The organism is Rhodococcus sp. 06-221-2 (assembly GCF_002258365.1).
In the GTDB taxonomy this organism is placed as follows: domain Bacteria; phylum Actinomycetota; class Actinomycetes; order Mycobacteriales; family Mycobacteriaceae; genus Rhodococcoides; species Rhodococcoides fascians.
Map to the genome: position 1 here is coordinate 156,770 of NZ_NOYJ01000004.1, position 22,063 is coordinate 178,832.

Annotated in this window: 24 protein-coding genes; 7 read left to right on the forward strand and 17 right to left on the reverse strand. The window is 66.3% G+C overall.

From position 1 onward, the window contains the following. Nucleotides 1-27: 27 nt before the first annotated feature. Genes aztD through aztB form a run of 4 tightly spaced genes read right to left on the reverse strand, consistent with a single transcriptional unit; the run spans nucleotide 28 to nucleotide 4,260 of the window. The gene (gene aztD / locus CH281_RS01850; protein ID WP_179274078.1) at nucleotides 28-1,221 is read right to left on the reverse strand and encodes a zinc metallochaperone AztD; all 1,194 of its coding nucleotides are present in this window, start codon (nucleotides 1,219-1,221) and stop codon (nucleotides 28-30) included. Between the two features lie 29 nt (nucleotides 1,222-1,250). After that, nucleotides 1,251-2,177 (reverse strand): zinc ABC transporter substrate-binding protein AztC, encoded by a 927-nt coding sequence (aztC, locus tag CH281_RS01855; protein WP_032386212.1) that lies wholly within the window; start codon nucleotides 2,175-2,177, stop codon nucleotides 1,251-1,253. Further along, a complete protein-coding gene (locus CH281_RS01860; RefSeq protein ID WP_032386213.1) occupies nucleotides 2,174-3,397 on the reverse strand; it encodes a hypothetical protein in 1,224 nt (407 codons plus the stop codon). Before CH281_RS01860 ends, aztC begins: the two co-directional genes overlap by 4 nt. Further along, the gene (gene aztB / locus CH281_RS01865) at nucleotides 3,379-4,260 is read right to left on the reverse strand and encodes a zinc ABC transporter permease AztB (RefSeq protein WP_218829763.1); all 882 of its coding nucleotides are present in this window, start codon (nucleotides 4,258-4,260) and stop codon (nucleotides 3,379-3,381) included. Before aztB ends, CH281_RS01860 begins: the two co-directional genes overlap by 19 nt. Before the next feature lie 53 nt (nucleotides 4,261-4,313). Between aztB and aztA the strand changes: the two genes are divergently transcribed. After that, nucleotides 4,314-4,964 carry a zinc ABC transporter ATP-binding protein AztA gene (gene aztA, locus CH281_RS01870; protein ID WP_032365239.1) on the forward strand — a complete coding sequence of 217 codons (651 nt, stop codon included), beginning with the start codon at nucleotides 4,314-4,316 and terminating at the stop codon, nucleotides 4,962-4,964. A gap of 22 nt (nucleotides 4,965-4,986) precedes the next feature. Here aztA and menE read toward each other — a convergent pair whose 3' ends face one another. From menE to CH281_RS01895, 5 genes are read right to left on the reverse strand one after another with little or no spacing between them, the layout of a single operon-like run. After that, complete coding sequence (gene menE / locus CH281_RS01875) at nucleotides 4,987-6,123, reverse strand: o-succinylbenzoate--CoA ligase (protein WP_094692695.1); 1,137 nt, start codon at nucleotides 6,121-6,123, stop codon at nucleotides 4,987-4,989. 10 nt (nucleotides 6,124-6,133) lie between these two features. Continuing rightward, nucleotides 6,134-6,448, reverse strand: a complete 315-nt coding sequence (locus tag CH281_RS01880; RefSeq protein WP_032386215.1) for a DUF3349 domain-containing protein — start codon at nucleotides 6,446-6,448, stop codon at nucleotides 6,134-6,136. Nucleotides 6,449-6,452: 4 nt separating this feature from the next. Then, nucleotides 6,453-6,782, reverse strand: a complete 330-nt coding sequence (locus CH281_RS01885; protein ID WP_032369750.1) for a DUF3349 domain-containing protein — start codon at nucleotides 6,780-6,782, stop codon at nucleotides 6,453-6,455. Nucleotides 6,783-6,808: 26 nt separating this feature from the next. Continuing rightward, the gene (locus CH281_RS01890) at nucleotides 6,809-7,096 is read right to left on the reverse strand and encodes a hypothetical protein (RefSeq protein WP_027498305.1); all 288 of its coding nucleotides are present in this window, start codon (nucleotides 7,094-7,096) and stop codon (nucleotides 6,809-6,811) included. 5 nt (nucleotides 7,097-7,101) lie between these two features. After that, the gene (locus tag CH281_RS01895) at nucleotides 7,102-8,274 is read right to left on the reverse strand and encodes an inorganic phosphate transporter (RefSeq protein ID WP_032386216.1); all 1,173 of its coding nucleotides are present in this window, start codon (nucleotides 8,272-8,274) and stop codon (nucleotides 7,102-7,104) included. A gap of 177 nt (nucleotides 8,275-8,451) precedes the next feature. Here CH281_RS01895 and CH281_RS01900 point away from each other — a divergent pair, with 177 nt between their 5' ends. Together CH281_RS01900 and CH281_RS01905 are read left to right on the forward strand one after the other, a co-directional pair. After that, on the forward strand, nucleotides 8,452-9,780 hold the full coding sequence (locus tag CH281_RS01900; RefSeq protein ID WP_230591124.1) for a hypothetical protein: 1,329 nt from the start codon (nucleotides 8,452-8,454) through the stop codon (nucleotides 9,778-9,780). A gap of 105 nt (nucleotides 9,781-9,885) precedes the next feature. Further along, on the forward strand, nucleotides 9,886-11,157 hold the full coding sequence (locus CH281_RS01905) for a sensor domain-containing phosphodiesterase (protein WP_027498302.1): 1,272 nt from the start codon (nucleotides 9,886-9,888) through the stop codon (nucleotides 11,155-11,157). On the opposite strand, the gene CH281_RS01910 is transcribed toward CH281_RS01905, so the two are convergent. The 3 genes from CH281_RS01910 to CH281_RS01920 form a co-directional block, all read right to left on the reverse strand. Further along, entirely contained in the window at nucleotides 11,154-11,534 is a 381-nt protein-coding gene (locus CH281_RS01910) for a VOC family protein (RefSeq protein ID WP_032386217.1), read from the reverse strand. The genes CH281_RS01905 and CH281_RS01910 overlap by 4 nt on opposite strands. 101 nt (nucleotides 11,535-11,635) lie before the next feature. After that, complete coding sequence (locus CH281_RS01915; RefSeq protein WP_230591125.1) at nucleotides 11,636-12,757, reverse strand: GGDEF domain-containing protein; 1,122 nt, start codon at nucleotides 12,755-12,757, stop codon at nucleotides 11,636-11,638. Between the two features lie 6 nt (nucleotides 12,758-12,763). Then, complete coding sequence (locus CH281_RS01920; protein WP_027498299.1) at nucleotides 12,764-13,657, reverse strand: 1,4-dihydroxy-2-naphthoyl-CoA synthase; 894 nt, start codon at nucleotides 13,655-13,657, stop codon at nucleotides 12,764-12,766. 68 nt (nucleotides 13,658-13,725) lie between these two features. Between CH281_RS01920 and CH281_RS01925 the strand changes: the two genes are divergently transcribed. From CH281_RS01925 to CH281_RS01935, 3 genes are read left to right on the forward strand one after another with little or no spacing between them, the layout of a single operon-like run. Further along, a complete protein-coding gene (locus CH281_RS01925; RefSeq protein ID WP_027498298.1) occupies nucleotides 13,726-14,370 on the forward strand; it encodes a PaaI family thioesterase in 645 nt (214 codons plus the stop codon). Beyond that, nucleotides 14,367-15,338 carry an o-succinylbenzoate synthase gene (locus CH281_RS01930; protein ID WP_032365242.1) on the forward strand — a complete coding sequence of 324 codons (972 nt, stop codon included), beginning with the start codon at nucleotides 14,367-14,369 and terminating at the stop codon, nucleotides 15,336-15,338. The genes CH281_RS01925 and CH281_RS01930 overlap by 4 nt, the downstream gene beginning before the upstream one ends. Before the next feature lie 52 nt (nucleotides 15,339-15,390). Next, nucleotides 15,391-15,834 (forward strand): DUF6918 family protein, encoded by a 444-nt coding sequence (locus CH281_RS01935; protein ID WP_027498296.1) that lies wholly within the window; start codon nucleotides 15,391-15,393, stop codon nucleotides 15,832-15,834. A 42-nt stretch (nucleotides 15,835-15,876) separates the two neighbouring features. Here the strand turns inward: CH281_RS01935 and CH281_RS01940 are convergent, their stop codons facing one another. From CH281_RS01940 to CH281_RS01955, 4 genes are read right to left on the reverse strand one after another with little or no spacing between them, the layout of a single operon-like run. Next, a complete protein-coding gene (locus CH281_RS01940; protein ID WP_032390592.1) occupies nucleotides 15,877-17,274 on the reverse strand; it encodes a DUF2252 domain-containing protein in 1,398 nt (465 codons plus the stop codon). 22 nt (nucleotides 17,275-17,296) lie between these two features. Further along, on the reverse strand, nucleotides 17,297-18,145 hold the full coding sequence (locus CH281_RS01945) for a siderophore-interacting protein (protein WP_094692697.1): 849 nt from the start codon (nucleotides 18,143-18,145) through the stop codon (nucleotides 17,297-17,299). 49 nt (nucleotides 18,146-18,194) lie between these two features. Continuing rightward, nucleotides 18,195-19,259 (reverse strand): AbrB family transcriptional regulator, encoded by a 1,065-nt coding sequence (locus tag CH281_RS01950; protein ID WP_027498293.1) that lies wholly within the window; start codon nucleotides 19,257-19,259, stop codon nucleotides 18,195-18,197. Beyond that, the gene (locus tag CH281_RS01955; RefSeq protein ID WP_032365245.1) at nucleotides 19,256-19,843 is read right to left on the reverse strand and encodes a flavin reductase family protein; all 588 of its coding nucleotides are present in this window, start codon (nucleotides 19,841-19,843) and stop codon (nucleotides 19,256-19,258) included. Before CH281_RS01955 ends, CH281_RS01950 begins: the two co-directional genes overlap by 4 nt. A gap of 62 nt (nucleotides 19,844-19,905) precedes the next feature. Here CH281_RS01955 and menD point away from each other — a divergent pair, with 62 nt between their 5' ends. Then, nucleotides 19,906-21,516, forward strand: coding sequence for a 2-succinyl-5-enolpyruvyl-6-hydroxy-3-cyclohexene-1-carboxylic-acid synthase (gene menD, locus CH281_RS01960; RefSeq protein ID WP_094692699.1), 1,611 nt, complete (start codon nucleotides 19,906-19,908; stop codon nucleotides 21,514-21,516). Here the strand turns inward: menD and CH281_RS01965 are convergent. Then, entirely contained in the window at nucleotides 21,513-22,016 is a 504-nt protein-coding gene (locus CH281_RS01965) for a DUF2505 domain-containing protein (RefSeq protein WP_027498290.1), read from the reverse strand. The genes menD and CH281_RS01965 overlap by 4 nt on opposite strands. Nucleotides 22,017-22,063: the final 47 nt, after the last annotated feature.

A 22,063-nucleotide genomic window follows, 5' to 3' on the forward strand; every position in this document is an offset into this window, starting at 1 on the left:
TGGATTTCTGCGTCCCCGGTTGCAGGGTCAGGCAGTCACGACGACGAATTCGTTGGGCGTGACATCGAGTTGCTTGCTCTCGGTGACGTTTCCGGTGGTGAGGTCGACGGCGTGGATGCTGTTGCCGTCCGGTTCGGTGACGTAGGCGGTGTCACCCGCGATGGAGATGCCGGGGTGGGCGTCCTGGTATTTCGCGGGACCTTCCCAGGCGTCGATGACGGGGTACGAGGCGGTGAATGTCTTTGTCGTCGGATCGAATACGTGGACTGCGCCGTCCGATCCGATGATGTAGGCCAGGTCGCCGGGGCCTCGGGCGACTCCGCGCCAGGTGTACTCGGCACCGTCGGGGAGCTTCACGACGTCGAGGGTCTTGGCCGCGGGGTCGATGACGGTGACCGCGTGCAGGAGTGAGCCCTCTGCGTCCGGGTCGTCCTTGTAGTCTCCCACGATGAGGGGGCTGGTCTCGCTCACATACGCGTTGCCCGTCCGTCCGTAGGGCTGGTCCGGAGCGTCGAGCTTGGTTATCTGGCCCTTGTCGTAGATCAGAGCGCCGTTCTCGCAACCGAAGACGACGATCTCGCCTTCCGCTGTTCCCTCTCCGTGGACGCCGGGGCACTGATCGTTTTTGGCGACGACCGCTCCCGATGCGTCACGAACCTCGATGCCGGTGCGGCCGTTCGAGTTCCCGACCGTGGTGAGAAACGTGCCGTCTTCGAGGACGATCGAGACGCCGTGGTGCGCGTCGACACCGGGGATGCTCTCGGTCTCCGGGAGCCCGTCTGCGGATTCGAGCGCTGCGGTGTCGAAGATCGTGGTGTCGCTGGTGCCGTCGGCGTACAGGATGGTCTTGCCGCCGTGTCGTACGACGTGACCGGGCTTCTCGGCTTCGAAGACGGTGTCGGTCAGTTGCGGTTGCTCGGTCGTCCCGGCCGCGGTGTCGAGCACACGGAAGCCCTCGCTCGTGGTGACCATGACGTTGCGGTCGTCGCCGGCGAGGTTGAGGCGCGTGTACTCCTCGGAGTCGAAATCAGCGACGGTCTCGAACGTCTCGGCGTCGAGCACCCGAAGGCCGCCTTCGTAGGACACTGCGACCCGTGGCCCGGCCGCAATCGATGTGGATTCGGCGGCGGGGGTGGTGCCGGAGGAGCAGGCCGCCAGGGTCGCTACCGCACCGAGGGCGAGCGCGGTGACGCTCGCCCTTCGAAAATCGTTGATACGCATGATTGTTCCTTTTCTGTGTGACGAATCGGTCAGCTGGTGAGTCCATCGGAGATGCGCTCGGTGTTGACGCGCATCATGGTGAGGTAGTCGGGGGCACCGCCGTCGGGTGCGGTGAGGGATTCGGTGAACAGTTCGATCACAGTGACGCGAATGTCGGCCTCACTCGCCAAGGCCTGGACGAGACGATCCGGAGATGACGATTCCGCGAATATCGCAGGAACACCGGTCTTTTCGATGGCTCCGACGAGTTCGGCCAGATCGGAAGCAGACGGTGCCGCCAGGGTGGTGCCGCCGGGAATGGCTGCCCCGATCACCGTGAAATCGAAACGGTTTGCGAGATAACCGAATACATGGTGATTGGTGACGAGTGCGCGGCGCTGATCCGGGATCGCAGCGAAGGTGGCGCTCATGTCGTCGTCGAGCCCCTTCAACTGCAGCCGGTAACCTGCTGTGCGGTCGCTGATTTCGGCAGAATCGACACCGTCCAGCTCGGCGAGCGCCGGCTCGAGGGCGTCGACGACGGCTGTCATGCGCGCGGGATCGGTCCAGAAGTGCGAATCGGGACTGCCTGCGGCGTCCCCTTCCGTGTACTCGAGGACGTCGATGGCGTCGCCCGCGACGAAGGTGGGCACGTTCTCCGCCGTTGCCTCGTCGAGGTGTTGCTGTAGACCTTCCTCGAGGCCGAGACCATTGGAGACGATCAGGTCTGCCGTGCGTAGGCGGGCACCTTCCTGCGCCGAGATCTCGAAGGAATGCGGGTCGGCGTTCGGCTTCATCAGCGTCACCACGTCTGCCTCGTCGCCGACGAGCTGCTGCACGACGTCGCCGAGGATGTTCGTCGACACGATCACCACCGGGCGGTCGTCACCGTCGGCGGAGCAGCCGCTCAGGCACAGTCCGATTGCTGCGGCCACCGCCACTGCCGATGAGAAACGGCCGACGCGTCCGCTCGTCATCGTCCGGTCTCCGCGGTGAAGGCCGGTTCGGTCGCGGTGTCGAAGGTCCGCGCTATGCGGGCACCGTCGGCGTAGTCGATTTCGTACAGCCGTCGTTCGGTCGGGGCGCTGAGATAGGCGCGCTGATCGTCGGCGACGAGAGTCGGGGACGCGCCGGCCTCGAGTGATTCGGCCACCAGCGGTTCGGTTTCGGCCAGAATTGCTCCGTTGTTGCCGTCGAGTACCAGGACTCGGCCATCCTCGGTGAGGGCCAGCACGTGCTCGTCCGCATCGTCCACGGCGGTGACGTGCACCAGGGGTGCCGGTGCCGGGAGTAGGGACCACGACCGTTCGCGGGTATCCAGCATCCAAATGCCCTCTGCTCCGGCAGAACCTGCGACCGTGGGGCGGCCCTCGCGGTTGTCGAACGACGTCGCTGCCGCGGCGGTAGCGCCGGCCGGGTAGGGGATTCTCTCGACCGCCAACTCGTCACCGGTGGCCGAGGCGAGCAGTGCGCCGTCGGCGCACCCGATCACGGCACCGACCCTGGTGGTGATCGTGCCGCGGGCCTGCGGGCACGGTTCGACCGGCCCGGTGCGTTCGCCGTCGGCGGTGTATCCGACGACCGAGGTCGACGGTCCGGATCCCTCGGTCACGAGCGCGAAAGTGCCGACGGGAACGACCATTCCGGCACCGGGTGTGGTGACCTTTCGGAATCGTTCCACGACTGTGCCTTTCGACAGGGCCTCGGTGTCGAGTAGCACTGCGTGGCCGGAGTCGGCAAAGAACAGTCCGGTACCTCCCGAGGTCGAAAGGTTGGACGTGGCAACGGTTGCCGTACCTGAGCCGCCGACCGTGCCGAGCAGTCGAGGCTCGCTGCGGTAGTAGTGAAAATGGTCGACGTGGTCCCAGGTCCAGACCCCGCTGTCGACGATCTCGACGCCCGCGTCGGTCTGCACGAACAGGTAGCGGCCGTCGGTGTGCAGAGCCTGCGGGGCTCCGATGGTCCCGAGATCGGTGACGGTGTCGTCGAGCAGATCGAGATGGGACACCCGCCCCGTCGGGTCCACGGACGTGAGCCCGAGCCGCGGTTCGGCGAGTTCGGCGGCACCGGCTATTGCCCCGTGGCCTTCGACTGCGGGTTCGTCTGTGCGCGGCCCGTTCGTCTCCGAGGAACAGGCAGTCGATGCGAGAACGAGGGCACCGACGGCGATTGTGGTGGTCAGGATGCGGGGGCGCACGTGTTCCTTTCGGGTGAAGTGGAGCGAGGATGGATGGCGGTGACGGCACTGCGTATCGCGTACGACAGGCCGGACACCGCGATCGCGGTCGCCGCCACGGAGGCACCGGCGGCGGTGGCCGCGTGCCAGGAGATCAGTAGGCCGCCGAACACGGACAGCACGCCGAGGACGGCCGCCACCAGCATTCGAGTGGGAATGCGGGTGGTCCACTGCCCGGCGGCGACGGCAGGGGCGAGCAGGAGTCCGACGACCAGCAGCGAGCCGACGGCTTGGTACGACGCGACGACTGCCAGCGTCACCAGTGCGACGAGAACTGCTTGAGCCGAGCGCGGCCCGAGTCCGAGCACCGAGGCAATTCGGGGGTCCAGCGCAACGGCGACCAGCGGTCGATGAAACAGCGCCGCGACGGCGACTCCGAGTGCGGCCGCTCCGGCCAGGAGATAGAGGTCCGTGTGCGAGATGGCAAGAATGTCGCCGAACAGTATGGACGTGGCGTCGGTGGCGAAGCTCCCCGAGTGGGAGATGACGATGACGCCGAGCGCCAACATGGACACGAACAACATCCCGATGCTCGTGTCGTAGGACAGTGTTCCGCGGCGTTGCAGCGCGGTGATCCCGAGGCTCATGGCGACCGCGCTCAGTGCGCCGCCGATCATCACCGGAACTCCGAGAACGGTCGCGAGAGCGACACCGGGCAGCATTCCGTGTGCGAGCGCCTCACCCAGAAATGCCATGCCGCGGATCACCACCCACGTTCCGACCACCCCGCACAGCACGGCGACCAGGGCTCCGCCGAACAGGGCGCGTTGTACGAAACCGAGGGCGAACGGCTCGAACAGCGCGTCGATTGTCTGAAATGGCACATTCGGGAGCCTAATGAGATTGATAACGATATTCAAAATCGTATAGTGGCAATGTGAACACCTCAGCTGTCAGCGCGTCGTCCGAGTTCGCTCGCCTCCGGGGCGTCCGCGTCGAGTTCTCAGGCCACACGGCACTCGCAGGCGTCGATCTGGACCTGTTACCCGGTCGGCTCACGGCCATCGCAGGGCCGAACGGTGCCGGCAAGTCCACGTTGCTCGAGGTGGTCGCCGGCACCCGGCCACTGACGGGCGGGACCCGAAGCGCAACTCGCGCAATTGCATTCGTTCCGCAGCGCGCTGCTGTGCCGGATCGGTTGCCGTTGACCGTATGGGACGTCGTGGCAGTGGGTGCGTGGGGACGCCTCGGCCGGTGGCGTCCGATGAACACCGAGGCTCGGGCATCGGTGCGCGACGCTCTCGAGCGCCTCGACATCGCGGAACTGACCGGCATGCCGTTCGCCGACCTGTCCGGAGGGCAGCGTCAGCGCACCCTACTGGCTCAGGGTGTGGCCCGCCGGGCCGATCTCCTGTTGCTCGACGAACCCACGACAGGTCTCGACGCCGCTAGTGGACAACGGATTCGAGCCGTCATGCGTGAGGAGACGATGCGCGGAGTTGCCGTTGCGTGTGTGTCTCACGATCCCGAGGTGTTGGCCGCGGCCGACCGAGTCGTGCGACTCGAGGACGGTCGAATCGTGTCCTGACGGATACGCGCGTCGGGTGCTCTCACCGCGCTGCCAACGCGGCTCGCAATCCCGCGCGGTCCAGTTTGCCCGGACCCCGCGTCGGCAGTGCGTCGACGAGGAACAGCTCCCGCGGTGCAGCGGTGGCATCGAGCGACTGCTCGACGTGAGAGCGCAACTCCGCCAACGTCACCGGCGCAGAGGCAACCACTGCTACCACCACCTTCTGGCCGAGGCGCTCATCCGGCAATCCGACGACAGCGCACTCGCGGACAGCGGGATGCGTTGCCAGCGCGGCTTCGACCACCTGCGGTACGACGGTCAAGCCGCCCGTCGAGATGGCCTCGTCGAGTCGACCGGTGATGCTCAGCACCCCGTCGATCATCGTGCCTGCGTCGTCCGTGCGGAACCATCCCGGCTCGGCGAACGCCGGGTGATCGGGTAATCCGCGATAGCCCGAGGCCAGAGTCCGCCCGCCCAGAACCACTCGTCCGTCGTCGATCCGAACGACGGTGCTGTGCAACGGAACTCCGTCGTACACACAGCCGCCCGCGGTTTCGCTCATGCCGTAGGTGCGTACCAATCGAACGCCCGCGGCAATGGCTCTCTCGCGCAACGGAATCGGCGTGGCAGCGCCGCCGATCAACACGGCGTCCAGCGATGCCAGTGCAGCAGTGGCCTCGGGGTTCTCGAGTGCTTTGACCAACTGGCCGGGCACCAGGGAGGTGTAGCGCAGCGGACCCGACATCCGTCCCACGGCCTCGATCAAGGCGGCCGGGTCGAAGCCGGCAGAGACGTCCATGATCACCGGCGACGTGCCGGCGAGCACGCTGCGCAGCAACACCTGCATCCCGGCGATGTGGTGTGCGGGCAACGCCAGCAGCCACGAGCCGGGGCCGCCGAGTCGCTCCTCTGTTGCCGTCGCCGACGCGACCAGTGCGGACGCAGAAAGCATGGCACCCTTGGGAATTCCCGTCGTCCCCGATGTCGCGACGACCAATGCGACGTCGTCGTCGACGGGGGTTCCGGGGGCCAACGCGTCGTGCAGGCGTCGGATCTCGCGTGGATCGTCGGCGGGGACGGGGAGGACGGCCGGGCCGTCGCCGGCCAGCAGACGGCTCAGCCGCGGCAGGATGTCTGCCGCGGCCGAGCCTGCTGGAATGGGAACGCTCTCGAGCACACTGGCGAGATTAGTCCTTGCGCCGGATCGTGAACGGGTCGGCCAGAGGCCAACCCCCGGCGGCGAGGTTCGCGCGCACCCGATTGACGTCTTCTTCTCTAGGCAGCTCGTTGGTGACCTTGGTGATGGTGACGGAAATTCCGGCCTTGTCGGCAGGTAGCTGGCCGTCGGCGATGAGGGCATCCATCACCGACTGCACTTCGTCGTCGGACAGTCGCCGATTCAGAAGGGCGAGGAGGGGAACGTAATCCGCTTCGGGTACCCCGTCGGGATACCCACCGCGGAGCCACTCGACGATCGAGTGGAGAAACGACGGGACCGGCATGGTCTTACAGGGCAGCCGGATCCGCGAGCGGCCAACCACCGGCGGCCAGTCGTGCCGAGACACGGGAGATGTCCTCGGCCGTCGGCTCGGCGTCGATCTGGTCGCGGATGTACGTCGCGATCTCCTCGGTCGAAATGGCACCGTCGTCGAGTGCACCGTTGGCGGGAGAGACGAGTTCGAGAACGATCTCCTGCACCTGAGCGTCGGTGAGTGCGGCGCGGCGCAGAAGGGCGACGAGCGGGAATCGGTCCTTGGGCGGAACGCCCTCGGGGTATCCGGCTCGGAGCCATTCGAGCACCGAGGCCGGGAATGCGGTCTTGGTGGAGTCGGTCATGAGAGCTGTACCCCTTCTCGGGTGTGTCAGAAGACGGAGATGCCGAATGTGCTGTCGAGGAAGTTCTTCATGATGAAGAGAATTCCGGCCACGATGGCGACGACGACCACTGCGAAACAGAGGACGGCCGCGGCGGTGGCCACTGCCGGTCGGGCCACGCGTGTGGTGCCCGAGGCAGTGGCCTCGTCCGAGGGCTCACCGACCGAGAGTGCCTTGAGTCCGAAAGCGAAGATCGCGGGCAGTCCGGCACCGAGCAGCAGGCCGACGAGAACGACCTGCCAGAGCGAATCGAGTGTGTGCTTGAGGGTTTCCATGATGTTCAGACCTTCGCGGGGGAGTCGGTTTCGGCGGCGGCAGGAACGAGTCCGCCGTCCCATTCGGCGTTCACGTTGTCCGGATCGACGGGTTCGCGGCGCGAGCGGATGTACATGACGGTGGCCAGGGCGACGAGGATGGCGAAGACCACGAGGATGCCGGGCAGACCGCCGATCGTGTGGGCGAGCAGCCAGCATGCGGCGCCGACCACACCGGCGAGCGGCAAGGTGATGACCCAGGCGACGGCCATGCGTCCTGCGACGTTCCAGCGCACGGCGGCACCGGGCTTGCCGAGTCCCGATCCGAGGATCGAGCCGGTCGCGACCTGCGTGGTCGAGAGCGGGAGGCCGAGGTGGCTCGACGTCAGAATGATTGCCGCAGAAGAGGACTCGGCTGCCATGCCCTGCGGGGATGCGATCTCGACGAGGCCCTTACCGAGGGTGCGGATGACGCGCCAGCCGCCGAGGTAGGTGCCCAACGCGATGGCGAGGGCGCACGTGACCTTGACCCACAGGGGCATCTCGGCGTCCGGCGAGACGGTCCCGTAGGCGACGAGCGCCAGGAAGATCACGCCCATCGTCTTCTGAGCGTCGTTGGTGCCGTGGGCGAGCGAGACGAGTGAGGCCGAACCGATCTGGCCCCAACGGAATCCGCGCTCCTTGGACTTCTCGGGGACTGCGTTGGTGATGCGGTAGATGATCCAGGTGCCGACGGTGGCGACGAGGCCGGCGACGATGGGGGCCAGCACGGCGGGCAACACGATCTTGCTCCACACCCCGTCCCACACGACGCCGCTGGTTCCCAGGCCCGCCATGGTGGCACCGATGAGGCCGCCGAACAGTGCGTGCGAGCTGCTCGACGGGATGCCGAGCAGCCAGGTGGCGAGGTTCCACAGGATGCCGCCGACGAGGCCGGCGAAGATGATGGTCAGCAGGGCCTGGCCGCCGGTGTCGCCGAGATTGACGATCCCCTTCGCGACGGTGGCTGCGACCTCTACGGACAGGAAGGCGCCGACCAGGTTGAGGACGGCAGACAGGGTGACCGCGACCTTGGGCTTCAATGCCCCCGTTGCGATCGACGTCGCCATGGCGTTGGCGGTGTCGTGGAAACCATTGGTGAAGTCGAAGGCCAGGGCCGTCACGACCACCACGAGAAGTACGAGAAATTCAGCGCTCACGGTGGAAAGTGTGGGACACGAACGGCCATTCGAGGAAATTTCTTGCGAAGTGTTCTTCTCGGGTGCCGCGAAGTCGTCTTCAGTTCACCTCCCGTTCACCTTTTTGCCTTATATGTCCACTTCGTCTGTGGCGTAGCGCACGACGGTGGTCTCCTCCGGTCGAAGCATTGTGGAACAGTGGACGACGTGAAGGGATCCGGTATGGATGATGCGGTGTCGGCCGCCCTGTCGTACTTCGATTCCGTCGATCCGGCTCTTGCCGCCGACGCCCGGCTCGGGTGGGACGGACTGGCCGCGGTGTCGCCGCCTGCGGGGCCGACACAGCATTCCGTACAGACATTTCTGTGGATCTATCTGCGCCACGCGGCCGAGGGCCCCGATCGGGCCGTCGACATCGCCCGAGCGCTCGGGGATCTGCTCGAGCGGCTGGGACGCGTCGCGTATGCGGAGATCGCACGCAGCGGCGTGACGGACGAGCTCGTACGTGCCACCGACGATGCGATCTGGCTGCAGCAGTATCGCGCCGCCACCGAGCAATCCGGTATCGGAGCAGTCGACACCGAGTTGGTGACGTGGCAGGACGCTCCGACCGGGGTCGAGCGGGCCATCGTCGAAAAGATCGGTGAGACACTCGAAGTGGCGACCATTGCCGGTGAGTTCGAGCCGTCGAAGCCCGGTGGCAGGCCGCTGGGAGTCACCGCACGGGCGACGCGTCGCCGCGGCGTGACCGACGCGGTGCTGACCTCGGATCAGGGCAAGAACGGCACCGACGACGTTCTGCTCGAACAACTTCTCGACCACCGCATCGAACTGTGGAGCAGTTACAGCGCTCCACGCGCCGAGCTCTACCTGGGCTTGCGCGAGGCGCTGCACGAGGCAGTCGAGCCGGTGTACGGGTGCGTGCGCAGACTCGAGAGCTTCATCGGGTGCATCGGCGACGGCGTGGCGCTGACCGATGCCGGGTATCTGCCGGACGATCTGGTGGCGCGGATCGCTCGCACCGTCTTTCCGGTAGCCGAGCGTCCGCAGTTCGTCGGACGCGAACTCGATACCGACAAGGTTCTCGCTCTCCGGCGCCTGGTGATGCGACTTCGGTTGATGCGTCGATCCGCAGGCAGGCTGGTTCCGACGACGCGCACCCGGCAGCTGAGCTCGGACGGATTGTGGCGCGTGCTCACCGGGGGAATAGTCGGCAGTGACTACCACCCCGACTCGATCGCGGCGGAGGTTCTCCTGGCCCGGATGATCCTGGGCAACGACATCGCCGACGCGCAGGCGACGGCCGACGATTCGGCTCGACTGTTGCGTGCGGAGGGATGGACCCATGCGGGGGAGGAGCCGGAGTCGGAGCACGCCGAGACTCTGGCGGATACGTTGATCGCAGAACTCGACGCTCTCGGAGCGTTCCGCTCGGCCGACAACCGCGTCGCAACCGACGAAGGCGCACGGGTGGCTGCGGCTGTGTTGCGTCATCGGCTCCTGCACACACGCTTCCCGGCATTGTGACGAGCTCGAGATGGGGTTTGCCTGCGGTCTGCCGTTCGTGCACGGTTAAACTCGGTTCCACCCGGGTCGAGAGCGTGCCCGGATGTCGGCTGCGAGGAGATGCTGGTGGACGGTGAGGTGCACGACACCGCACGCTCCCAGTCCCGGCGGCAGAGCGACTCGGCTCGCCGCTACCTCGATCTGGAAGCAACCACACCCGCGTTGCGCTCCACCGTCGAATTCGCGGCACGCAGTGTCGGATTCGCCATCGCCCAGCTGAACGTGTTGGACGAGGACACCCAGTACACATTGGTCAACATCGGTGGTCCACCGATGTCCACCGTGGTGCGGGCCGACACCCTGTGTGACGACGTGGTGCGCACGGGAGTGCCTGCGGTCGTCGCCCACGGCCGGGTCGATGCCACCACCCGGCAACGCGCGCTGCTCGACGAGAACGGCATCGAGTCCTATGCCTCGGTTCCGCTTCGCGGACGAGAAGGTCTGGTGATCGGCACTCTGTGCTTGCTCGACCGCACCTCGAGGCCCCTCTCCAACGACCAGATGCAGGAGCTCGAACAGTTCGCGTCCGTCCTCGAAGAGCAGCTCGATCTGCATCGGCGGGTCGGCTCGGGATCCACCCGACTCGGCAGCGACAACGACATCGCCGACTCCCTCGCCGACGGTCACATCGTCCCGTGGTTCCAGTCGATCGTGGACCTACGGACAGAGGAGATAGTCGGCTTCGAGGCATTGGCGCGCTGGCACCATCCCACTCGGGGTCTGGTGGTGCCCGCGGACTTCGTGCCGTTCGCCGAGGCGAGTGAACTGATCATCGACGTGGATCTGAGCGTGCTCGCGCAGGCAGCCGCGGAGATGAAGAAGTGGCACGTACACCGACCGGACCTGCGGCTGACCGTCAACATTTCCGGACGTCATCTGGCGCATCCGGACGGCGTCGGCCAACTCGAACGCGCGATCGCGTCGACCGAGGTGTCCCCGAAATCCATTTCGCTCGAACTCACCGAGACCTCGTCGGTGACGCCAGGGCCGTTGCTGCGCAAGCACATCGACGACGTGCACCGGCTGGGTTTCCGCGTCCTGCTCGACGACTTCGGCTCCGGCTGGTCGTCTCTCGAACGCTTGGTGACGTTGCAACCGGACGGCATCAAGATCGACGGACATCTGACGCGGTTCATCGACACCGTGGCCGGTCGGGCGATGATCAAGTCGTTGGCCTCGGTCGCCAAGGATTTGGAGCTGACGATGATCGTCGAGGGGATCGAAAGTCGAGCTCAGGCCGACGCCGCTCTCGATCTCGGATGCACTCTGGCGCAGGGATATCTGTGGTCGAGGCCGCAATCGGCGTCGGCGGTACTGCGAACCGTCTCGGGTGGCTAGCGAGTATCCCGGCGGAGTGGGTGGTCCTGCGGAATCTGCACCAGCACGATGGGGATTCCGTCGGGATCCTCGATCCACATCTCGATGAGCCCCCAGGGTTCGGTGGTCGCCGCCCGCACGATCGCAATGCCGGCCTGCTCCAATTCCGCTGTGGCAGAATCGATGTCGCGAACCTGCAGCCACAGTGCCCCGGAGAACAATCCCGGCTCCTCGGTGCCGCCGTGCGCTGCGATCTCGATCAACCCTTGGCCTGCGAACAACACCGTGCCGCCGGGATATTCACGGCACACCGCAAGAGACAGGCCGTCTCGATAGAACTCGAGGGTCTTCCGGTAGTCGACCGGGCGCAGGATGGTACGTGCAGCGAGGATGTCCACCTCGCATGGATATCACGCAACCGACCATCACTGCCGCAGGATGGTCACAGCGAGAGTGGAGCCTGCGGAACGACCCGGATCAGTGGCATCGATCAGTGGCATCACAGCACCGTCGTGACGATCCGGTTTCCGCCGGCTGCTTTGGCCTCGTACATCATCGAGTCCGCCACCCGCATCGCCCGCGTCACGAGGTCGAGGTTCTGCTCCCACAGGGGTGAACTCGCGTGCAGGATGGCTGCCCCCACGCTGACCGTCACGGCGACGCCGTCGTCGGGATCGCGCATGGCTCGTCGAACACCATGGATCAACGCATCGATGTGCAGGCGCGACGTCGAGACCACCGCGAGGTATTCCTCGCCGCCGGTGCGTGCGATCACGCCGTATCTACCCATGTGTGCGCCCAGACGCTCGGCGACGCGAACGATGACGGCGTCACCCTCCTCGTGCCCGTAGTCGTCGTTGACGGCTTTGAAGCGATCGATGTCCACGACCACGACGGCCGAGCAGCGATCCTCCTCGCGGCCGAGCAACCAGACGTCGTGGATCACCGATTCGAGCCCGCGCCGATTCAGCAACCCGGTGAGCGGGTCGAGCAACGAACTGCGGGCGTCGTCGGTCAACACGGTGACCAACAGATGCGAGGTGAGCGGCACCCCGGCGATCGCGAGCAACACCACGTCGGTCCGGAAGATCAGTGACGCGACGTCCACGTCGCCGGTGCGGTACGTCGCCACCGCGGCAGCGATGGTGCACGCCACCGAGAAGATCAGGTGAGCCACCAGCCACCGTGGACTGACGAAAAACGTGCAGAACGTGCCGATGACGGCGAACAGCGCGCACGTCAGGATCGCGTCGGCGATCGGGTTGACGAGGATGGACGACGCGGTGCCCAGATCGGCGAACACCGCGAATGCCACCACCCCGAGACGGCCCGGGAACGGCTTGACGATCCACGCGGCCGCGACCGCCACCGCCATGACGACCAGGAATGCCTTCCAGCCGATTGCCGCGGCGTTCCGCGAGGTGCCGTCGGAGAAGAGGGCCACCACCGCCAGAGCGCCGTAGTTCAGCGTCAGGATCGCCATCACCCATCGGATGAGTTTTCCGGTGGGCCGCGAGTTCTGGAAGTCCGCCATCCAGCGGTAGTCGTACGGCTGCGTGAACCAGGCCCACAGAGCACCCGCGGCAGTACCGCGATCGCGGTGATGCGAGTTCGGGGTCACGAAGCGTCAGAAATATCGAGGAAACGGCGACCAGTCGGGCTCGCGCTTCTCCAGGAACGCATCGCGTCCCTCGACGGCCTCGTCGGTCATGTACGCCAGCCGGGTGGCTTCACCGGCGAACAACTGCTGGCCGACGAGACCGTCGTCCTGCAGGTTGAAGGCGTACTTGAGCATCCGCTGTGCCTGCGGCGACTTGGCGTTGATCTTCGCGGCCCACTCGATGGCGGTGTTCTCGAGTTCGGCGTGATCGACCACCTTGTTCACCGCGCCCATGCGGTGCATTTCCTCGGCCGAGTACGTCTCGCCGAGGAAGAAGATCTCTCGGGCGAATTTCTGCCCGACCATCTTGGCCAGGTACGCACTGCCGTAACCACCGTCGAAGCTGCCCACGTCGGCGTCGGTCTGCTTGAAGCGAGCGTGTTCGCGGCTCGCGAGCGTCAGATCGCACACCACGTGCAAGCTGTGCCCGCCACCCGCTGCCCACCCGTTGACGAGGCAGATGACGACCTTGGGCATGAAGCGGATCAGCCGCTGCACCTCGAGAATGTGCAGACGGCCCGCGCGCGCCTTGTCGACCGTCTCGGCCGTTTCACCGTCCGCATACTGGTAGCCACTTCGTCCGCGAATGCGCTGATCGCCGCCGGAACAGAACGCCCAGCCGCCGTCCTTGCTGCTCGGCCCGTTGCCGGTGAGCAGCACCGTTCCCACGTCCGAACTCACGCGAGCGTGTTCGAGCGCGCGGTACAGCTCGTCGACGGTGTGCGGCCGAAAAGCGTTGCGAATCTCGGGACGATCGAACGCCACCCGCACGGTCGCGTCGGACACGTGGCGGTGATAGGTGATGTCGGTCAGATCTTCGAAGCCGGGAACGGGACGCCACAGTGCGGGAGTGAAGGTCACGTGGGCCAGCTTAACGGTGGCGAGGGCTGAATCCGCTGCGGCCGGGCGATGCAGCTAGCGTGCAGGTCATGACCGATCCGATGCAGCTCGACCGCAGTTCCGACCCCGATTACGACCACCACGGCGGCTTCCCTCGTTTCGTTCCGGCGAAGGTGGGGCCGGAATACGGACAGTTGCTCGAGGCACTGCGCACGGTCCAGGATCTCGCGGTGTCCACGTCGTTGCCCGCAGACGTCACCGAGGCAGCCGCGAGCAAGACTCGAGAATTGATCGAGTTGTTGGAGCCGCACGTGGTCGCCGAAGGCAAGCAGACCGCGGGGCGGGTACCTGCTCTGCCGGGCCGGGGTTCGCTGCTGCTGCCGCCGTGGATCATCGAGAAATTCGCAGCCGACGGCGTCCGCAGCCGTGGCATGTTCCGTCGCTTCCACCTCGGTGGCAACGCCGCCGCGCACGGCGGCACCCTTCCGCTGCTGTTCGACGACCTCTTCGGCCTGATCCAACATGCGTACGGTCGGCCCATCAGCAGGACCGCATATCTGCACATCAACTACCGCAAGGTGACCCCACTGAACACCGAGTTGGTCGTCGAGGGTGCCGTGGACAAGGTGGAGGGTCGCAAGACGTTCATCAGCGCGAGGCTGACGGACCTGGACGGCAACCTGCTCGCCGACTGCGAGGCACTGATGGTGCAGTTGCTCCCGGGGCAGCAATGATTCCCCCGATCGACGATCTGCTCGACGGTGCGCACGTGCTCTCGATGCCGATGCGGACGAAGTTCCGTGGGATCACCACCCGTGAGGTGATGTTGATTCGTGGTCCCGGTGGGTGGGGTGAATTCTCTCCGTTCCCCGAGTACGACGACGTCGAGTCCGCCCCGTGGTTGGCGTCGGCGATCGAGGCCGCGTGGGATGGCCCGCCGAATGCGGTGCGTCGACGCATCGCGGTCAACGCGACCGTGCCCGCGGTCGCCGCCTCCGATGTGGCGGCCGTCCTGAGCCGCTCACCCGGGGCCGAAACGGCGAAGGTGAAAGTGGCCGAGAAGGGGCAGAGCCTGGCCGACGACGTGGCTCGCGTTCGTGCGGTGCGCGAGCTGGTGCCGCGGGTGCGGATCGACGCCAACGGGGGCTGGACCGTCGACGAGGCAGTCACTGCGTTGGCTGCGATCACTGCGGACGGGCCACTCGAATACGCGGAGCAGCCGTGCGCCACGGTTGCCGAGCTCGTCGAGCTGCGGCGACGGGCTCCGGGAGTTCGGGTGGCCGCGGACGAGAGCATCCGTCGGGCCGAGGATCCGATGAAGGTCGTGCGGGCCGGCGGCGCGGACATCGCGGTACTCAAGGTCGCTCCGCTCGGTGGCATGCGCGCACTGCTCGAACTGGCCGGCGAACTGGGGGAGTACGGCGTGCCGGTGGTCGTGTCGAGTGCACTCGATTCGGCTGTGGGCATCGCCTCGGGGCTCGCCGCTGCCGCCGCGCTGCCGCATCTCGAATTCGCCTGCGGACTGGGGACGGGCAGTCTGTTCGTTCGCGACGTCGCACCGGCACCCGAGGTGGTCGACGGAACGTATCCGGTCCAGAGCGTCGAGCCGGATCCGCACGCGTTGATCGAACTCGGTGCCGACGCCGAGCGCACGCAGTGGTGGATCGAGCGAGTGCGACGCTGCCACGCACTGCTGCGGTAGTGTTGCGCCCGGTCCGCGTGGGGCCGCCGACACATCTGGGAGGAAGTTCGAAGTGGTTGCTGCACTGAAGGATTCGCTGCTCGACGAGTCGAAGGCCGACGCTCTGCGCGTCGACGTATTGGCATTGATCGACGCCGAGGTAGCCGACAAGAAGGGCGCGAGTGGCCTCGCGGTCAAGGGGGGCTACGGCGCAGTGAAGAAGGTCGGTCCGTCCTACATCGACAATGCGGTCTCGGCTCTGTGGCCCGATTTCGTCGACAAGCTCGATCCGTTCTGGCAGTCGTACAACGCTGCCCCGCAGGGCACGTTCGGTGAGTATCTCGCCGCCAACGGAGATGCCGCGTCCGACGCTCTGCTCTCGGTCACCGATGCGCGCATCGAGGAGACGGACAAGTCCGTCGTCAAGAAGTTCTACGGCAGCCTGCGTGGCTCGGCGAAGAAGAACGTCACCGAGGCATTGCCGCGCGTCGGCGATCTGGTCGCCAAGCACGCCTAGTGCGCTCCGCGCAGTGGCGTGGTTATGTGCCCCCTGCGGCACTCAACCACGCCACTGCCGCAGGCACTCCCAATCGGCCTCGGTTTGGTCGGCGTAGAGTCGCGCGAATCGGCACAGTGCGACGTCGAGTTCATCGGAATCGCCCGTGTATCCCGAGATCATCGACGCGCCGCTGGTGCGAGCGTGTCCCTTCGCCAGTAGTCGACCCACCACCCGCGCGTAGTCCACCAGCGCGGGTGCATCGATCGACGAGAGGTCGATCGTCCCCTTCATGTTGCGGAACTGCCGCACGTAGTACTGCCGTCCGGCGATGGTGCACCACCCCAGCAGTGGATCGCTGACCGTCTGCAGATCCTGCTGGTACTCCACCACGCGTTGTCCCTGATGGTCGTGCCAGGCCGATTCGCCGTGCACGTACGGGGCAAGCACCGACCGTCTGGCCTGCTTGAGCTGCAGGAACACGACGTCGTCCGCGCTGGTGCCTTCGAGCAGTGCCACGTACGCCCGGAGCCCGACACTGCCGACTCCGACGACGCGATGCGCGACGTCGATCAACGTGTATCCCCCCAGTACCCGACGCCAATGCGGGGTGAGAGTGAGCAGGTATTCGTCCAGTCCGACGGCCAGCAATTCCTCGTCCTCGGCCGAGATTCGGGTGGTGATCGGCGGCTCCTCGACGATCCTGCGAGTGCCCTCGTGTTCCTCGGTGAATCGCGGCAGGACGCGGTCACTGGTGCGTCGACGCGCTTTCTTGGTGGCGCGTTTTATTTCCTTGCGCAACGATCCCGCGGTGGCGTCCCGTTGCAGTTTCTCGGCCGTCAGCCGTTGGAACGACCGCGACATCAGCGGTTCGTCGGCGAGGCGCGCGACCTCGATTCGATACGCGGACACGCAGGCGGCGACGGCATCGCGGCACCGATCCTCGCTGCGTCCGTTCTGACGGCCGGCTACCCAGATGCTCGCGGCGAGGCGTCGTAGATCCCATTCCCAGGCACCCGGGTGTGCTTCGTCGAAGTCGTTGAGGTCGATGACGAGGTCGCGTTCGGGGGAGGCGTAGAAGCCGAAGTTTCCGAGGTGGGCGTCGCCGCTGATCACCGGGTTGATGCCGGTGGACGGCAGCATCGCAACGTCACGGGCCATGACGATGGCCGTCCCGCGCAGGAAGCCGTACGGGGATTCGACCATGCGCTCGAGGCGCGTGGGGATGAGCCATTCGATCCGGCCTTGGTGCGAGTACTCGATCTGCTGCACCGGGTCCGGACGATCCGGCGGTGGTGTCCAGTCGCCCAGCGATGCGATCGGGACCTTGTCGCGCAGGCGTCGACCCAGCTCGTATCGTTCCGCTCGGGGGAGTGGCCGCGCACGCAACGATGCGTACGGTGCGCTGTCGACTGCTGCCGAGTCGGTGACGACGGTATGACCTTTTCCGGAGCCGGGCATGTGAAGTCACACTAATCGAGGGCTACGGGGCGGCTTTACCGAACTTCCAGTATCCGGTGAAGCAGATCCGAGACTTGGGTACGGAACGCTCGTTCACCAGGTATCTACGCAGGCCCGTCGCCAGCCCTTGTTCCCCTGCTACGTAGACGAACGGATCGCCGTCCGGAAGCTCGGCTTTCTGCACCGCGGCCAACGCGGCCTCGCCCGGCTTGGACAGGGGGTTGGGCCGCACGATCCATTCGATCTCGACGCCTGCATGCACGTCCTGCTTCTGGATGTCGGCCTCGGTGGGCACTTCGACGAAGGCCTTGACCCGAACGTCGGCCGGCAACGACCGCAGTATGCCGAGAATCGCCGGGGCAGCACTCTCGTCGCCGACGAGCAACTGCCAGCTCGATTGTCCCTCGAACGTGTAGATGCGCCCTTCGTCGAAGATCGCGACGCGATCGCCTGGGACCGCCCTGGTAGCCCACGACGACGCCGGCCCACTGTGACCTTTGGTTCCGCCGCCACCATCTACTTCGCCGTGCGCCACGAAGTCCACATCCAGCTCCGGGCCGTCGCCGTGTGTGCCCTCTCCCGTAGCGCGGTACTGGCTGACCGTGTAGTTGCGGACCGCCGGCTTTGTGTCCTTGGAGAACGTCAGATACTGGGCGTACCAGAGCATCGAGGTGGCGCTGGGGATGCGCGGCTCGTCCTGGCCCGGCTGCGGCAGGAACAGGCGAAACCAGTGGTCGTAGCCCATGTAGCGGAAGTTCGACAACGAATCGCCGCCGAGGGTCACCCGGATGAAGCTGGGGCTGATTCGCTCGCTCCCGAGCACGGTCAGGCGGTAGAACGCGGGGTTCTCCGGTTTGAGGTACTTACCCATGCCGCACAGGTTAGCCGACCCTAAGCTGCGATGGGGTTGCGTCGATCTCTCACTCGGGCCGACCGCGCCGGTAGCGCTGGACCACCTTGGCTCCGACGGGTACTGCGAACAACATCATGAACACGCGGATCACCTGGGCGGCCACGACGAAGGTGACGTTCGCCCCGGTCGACGCGGCGATGGCCAGCACCGCGTACACCCCGCCGGGAGTGGTCGCGAGGTATCCCTCGTAGCCGCTCGTCCCCGTCGCGGACGCCAGCCATAGGCCGAGCATCGCGCAGCAGACGGTGACGGCGATGATCAACATCAGCGATGCGGGCAAGACCCGCGAGATCGACTTCAAGCTGGCGACGGTGAACCGCAGTCCGGCCTGCCAGCCGATGACGATGTACGCCGCCCACAGCAACAGCGTTGGGACGGACGCGTCGAACGAGACGCCGAGCACGTCGGCGAGCGTGGCGATCATCAGCGGGCCGAGCAGGGCGGGGGCGGGCAGCCGGATCATCTTGGCCAGCATCACGCCGATGACGCCGCAGATCACGACGAAGGCGAGGTCGATCCAGAGCGCCTCGTGCACGTCGGCGGTGACCGACGATTGTCCGGGTTGGGCGTCGAACACCAGGGTTGCGACCAGCGGCAGCGTTGTGGTCACCAGCACGACACGCAGGTATTGCACCACCGCGACCACGCGTTCGTCGCCGCCCAACTCCTGGGTGATCGCCACCAGTCCCGAGGCTCCGCCCGCGACCAGCGCCAACGAACCGGTCAGTGAATCGATGTCTTTACGAAGCCCCAACAGTGCGCCGGCCGCGATCGACAGCAACAGGGTGCCGATGCATGCCAGCAGTACCGGCAGCCAGGTATCGCCCAGCGAGCTCAGAGTGTCGCTCTGCACGAGCGTGCCGATCTCGACGCCGAGGATTGCCTGCGCCGCCATGCCGAGTCTGCGGGGGAGCGGCGCTCGCTCGGTTCCGGTCGTCGGAGCCCACCCGGCGAGCGCGAACACGATCGCCACCAACAGTGCAACGAACAACGCAGCCGACGGCACACCGAGTGCATCGGCCCCGACGGTCAGTGCGACCGTGACGAGAACCAGCAGCAGCCAGCGAATCAAGAAGGTCGCTCGATCTCGCGAACCTCGGGCGGCAGTCCCCACTCGGTACGGCCGAGTCGACTGAGCGGAGCGATGGTCTCGAACTCGGGCAGGCCGTCCTCGGCGAGAAATTCAGGTCGAACGGACACTGCGACGACGCTACCCATGACGACGAAGCAGTTTCCCACCTCGACGACGCGGTGCAGCGTGGCTTCGATGGCGATCGGGGCGGCAGCTACCCGCGGCGGCGTGACGATCGCACTGGGTTCACTCTCGATGCCGACGGCCTCGAACTCGCTGACGCCGTGCTCGAAGCTCGCCGAGCTGCCGTTGACCTGATCGACCAACGGTGCCGTGGCCAGATTGACGACGAACTCGCCGGTGGCCTCGATGTTGCGCAGACTGTCTTTGCGGGTCACGGACGTGAACTGGACGACCGGCGGTTCCACGGACGAGACGGTGAAGAAGCTGTAGGGCGCGAGGTTCGCCACACCGTCGGCCGAGACCGTGGAGATCCAGGCGATGGGCCTGGGGACCACCGACGCGGTCAGTAGCTGGTAGAAGCGGCGGGAGGAGACCTCGTCGGGCCGGAAGACTGTACGCACGTCTCAATACTGTCAAAGCCCGGTTGCGGCGGCCGACCGGAGCATCTGACACTCTGGAAACTGTGAATCCGTCCACCGCTCAGGCCACTGCAGTCGTCGACGAACTGGCGCGCAGCGGGATCGAAGACGTCGTGCTCTGTCCCGGCTCGCGCAACGCCCCGTTGGCCTTCGCTCTGGAGGAAGCAGACGCGGCCGGACGGCTACGACTGCACATGCGGATCGACGAGCGGACCGCCGGATTCCTGGCCATCGGACTGAGCCTGGGCAGCGGCCAACCTGTCCCGGTGGTGATGACGTCGGGAACAGCGGTGGCGAACCTCGGGCCCGCGGTGCTCGAAGCGAACTACGCCCGGATCCCGCTGATCGTCATCAGTGCCAACCGGCCGTACGAGATGCTCGGCACCGGTGCCAACCAGACCATCGAGCAGTTGGGTCTGTTCGGTTCGCAGGTCCGCGCGACGATCAGCCTCGGGCTCGCCGAGGAAGGACCCAAGCAGAACAGTCAGTGGCGCAGCGCGGTCTCGCGGGTCATCGCTGCTGCGCGAGGTGCGCGCTCGGGCAACGCCGGGCCGGTGCACTTCGACATTCCACTGCGTGAACCGTTGGTTCCCGCCCTCGGCGATCCGGGGGCTCGGCCCGAAGGACGTCCCGACGGGATGCCGTGGACCTCGACCACCCAGGCGACCCTCGACGTGCCGGTCGAACTCGATCTGTCGGTCGACACCGTCGTCGTGTCCGGGCACGGCGGAGCCGTTCGTCCGGAGTTGGCCGGGCTGCCGACCGTTGCCGAGCCGACCGCGCCACTGCACGGAATTGCGTTGCACCCCTTGGCTCTGGCGCAGTTGAAGCCGCGTCAAGCCGTCATCACCGGTCGCCCGACCCTGCACCGGCAGGTGTCAGCGCTGCTCGCGGATCCGGCGGTGGACGTCATCGCGCTCACCACCGGCCCGCGCTGGCCCGACGTCTCGGGCAACGTACTGGCCACCGGCACGCGTGCCGTGACCACCGGCGCACCCGATCCCGCGTGGATCGCGCGCTGCGCTGCCGTATCGGAACGCGCCGAAAAGGCTGTGCACCAACAACTTCGAGAGCACCCCAAGCCGACGGGTCTGCACGTTGCCGACGCGGTGATGTCGGCATTGCAGCCCGGAGATCAGCTGGTGCTCGGAGCCTCCAACCCCGTGCGCGACGCGGCCCTGGTCTCTACTCCGATCCCGGGCGTGAAGGTTCTGTCCAATCGTGGCGTGGCCGGCATCGACGGCACCGTCTCGACGGCCATCGGTGCGGCGATGGCCGGAAAGCGCCGCACCGTGGCGCTTCTCGGTGATCTGACGTTCCTGCACGACGCGGCGGGTCTGCTCATCGGCACCGGCGAGCCGCGTCCGGACGACCTGACGATCGTCGTCGCCAACGACGACGGCGGCGGCATCTTCGAGCTTCTCGAACAGGGCGACCCGCAGTACGCGGGTGTGTTCGAGCGGGTGTTCGGAACACCGCACGGAATGGACCTGGGAGCGTTGTGCGGGGCCTACCGCGTCGAACATCGCCTGGTGGACGTGGCCGATCTGGCAACCGAACTCACCGGGCACGCCGACGGAATCCGCGTGTTGGAAGTGACCACGGAACGGTCCGGGCTGCGCGACCTACACGCAGCGATCCGGGCCCGTCTCTAATTCTGTTGCGCAGCAACCCATTCGAGTGTTTCGCCGGTTTCCTGATCGATCATGTCCTTGATCATCTTGTTGATCAGGTCTTCGATCTTGCCGCCGACGAGCGGAATCTTGACCGTCGACTCACCCTTGACGACCAGTTTCGCTCCGGTGCCGTCGGGGCGAAGCGAGAGGGTGCCGTTCACTTTCGCGGGGAGACCCGTGGTGCCGCCGACCAGCGTGCCCTCGGCGTGGTCGCCTTCGAGCGGACCCCAGTGGTCGGTACGCGAGACGATCAGCTTGCCCTTGATGACTTTCGTGACGAACCCGGGCAGTTCGGACGTGCCGACTTCCTCGGTGATGTCCACGGTCAAGCCGCCGTCGTCGTGCTTGGTCATCTCGTACCCGTCCGTCTTCTTCGCCTTGGCGAAGCGGGCGGCCCACTGGTCTTCACTGGTGAGTGCGGCATGCACGTCAGCGGGCGGATTGGACGATTCGACGGTGAACTCGAAGCTGCGCGACATGAGCACAGAGGCTACCGGAGCGGAGGCGAACCGGCCGCGAAGTAACC

Coding starts and splice junctions, on each gene's coding strand:
- aztD (WP_179274078.1), bottom strand. CDS start 1,221: ATGCGTATCAACGATTTTCGAAGGGCGAGCGTCACCGCGCTCGCCCTC.
- aztC (WP_032386212.1), bottom strand. CDS start 2,177: ATGACGAGCGGACGCGTCGGCCGTTTCTCATCGGCAGTGGCGGTGGCC.
- CH281_RS01880 (WP_032386215.1), bottom strand. CDS start 6,448: ATGCCGGTCCCGTCGTTTCTCCACTCGATCGTCGAGTGGCTCCGCGGT.
- CH281_RS01885 (WP_032369750.1), bottom strand. CDS start 6,782: ATGACCGACTCCACCAAGACCGCATTCCCGGCCTCGGTGCTCGAATGG.
- CH281_RS01890 (WP_027498305.1), bottom strand. CDS start 7,096: ATGGAAACCCTCAAGCACACACTCGATTCGCTCTGGCAGGTCGTTCTC.
- CH281_RS01925 (WP_027498298.1), top strand. CDS start 13,726: ATGACCGATCCGATGCAGCTCGACCGCAGTTCCGACCCCGATTACGAC.
- CH281_RS01930 (WP_032365242.1), top strand. CDS start 14,367: ATGATTCCCCCGATCGACGATCTGCTCGACGGTGCGCACGTGCTCTCG.
- CH281_RS01940 (WP_032390592.1), bottom strand. CDS start 17,274: ATGCCCGGCTCCGGAAAAGGTCATACCGTCGTCACCGACTCGGCAGCA.
- CH281_RS01945 (WP_094692697.1), bottom strand. CDS start 18,145: ATGGGTAAGTACCTCAAACCGGAGAACCCCGCGTTCTACCGCCTGACC.
- CH281_RS01965 (WP_027498290.1), bottom strand. CDS start 22,016: ATGTCGCGCAGCTTCGAGTTCACCGTCGAATCGTCCAATCCGCCCGCT.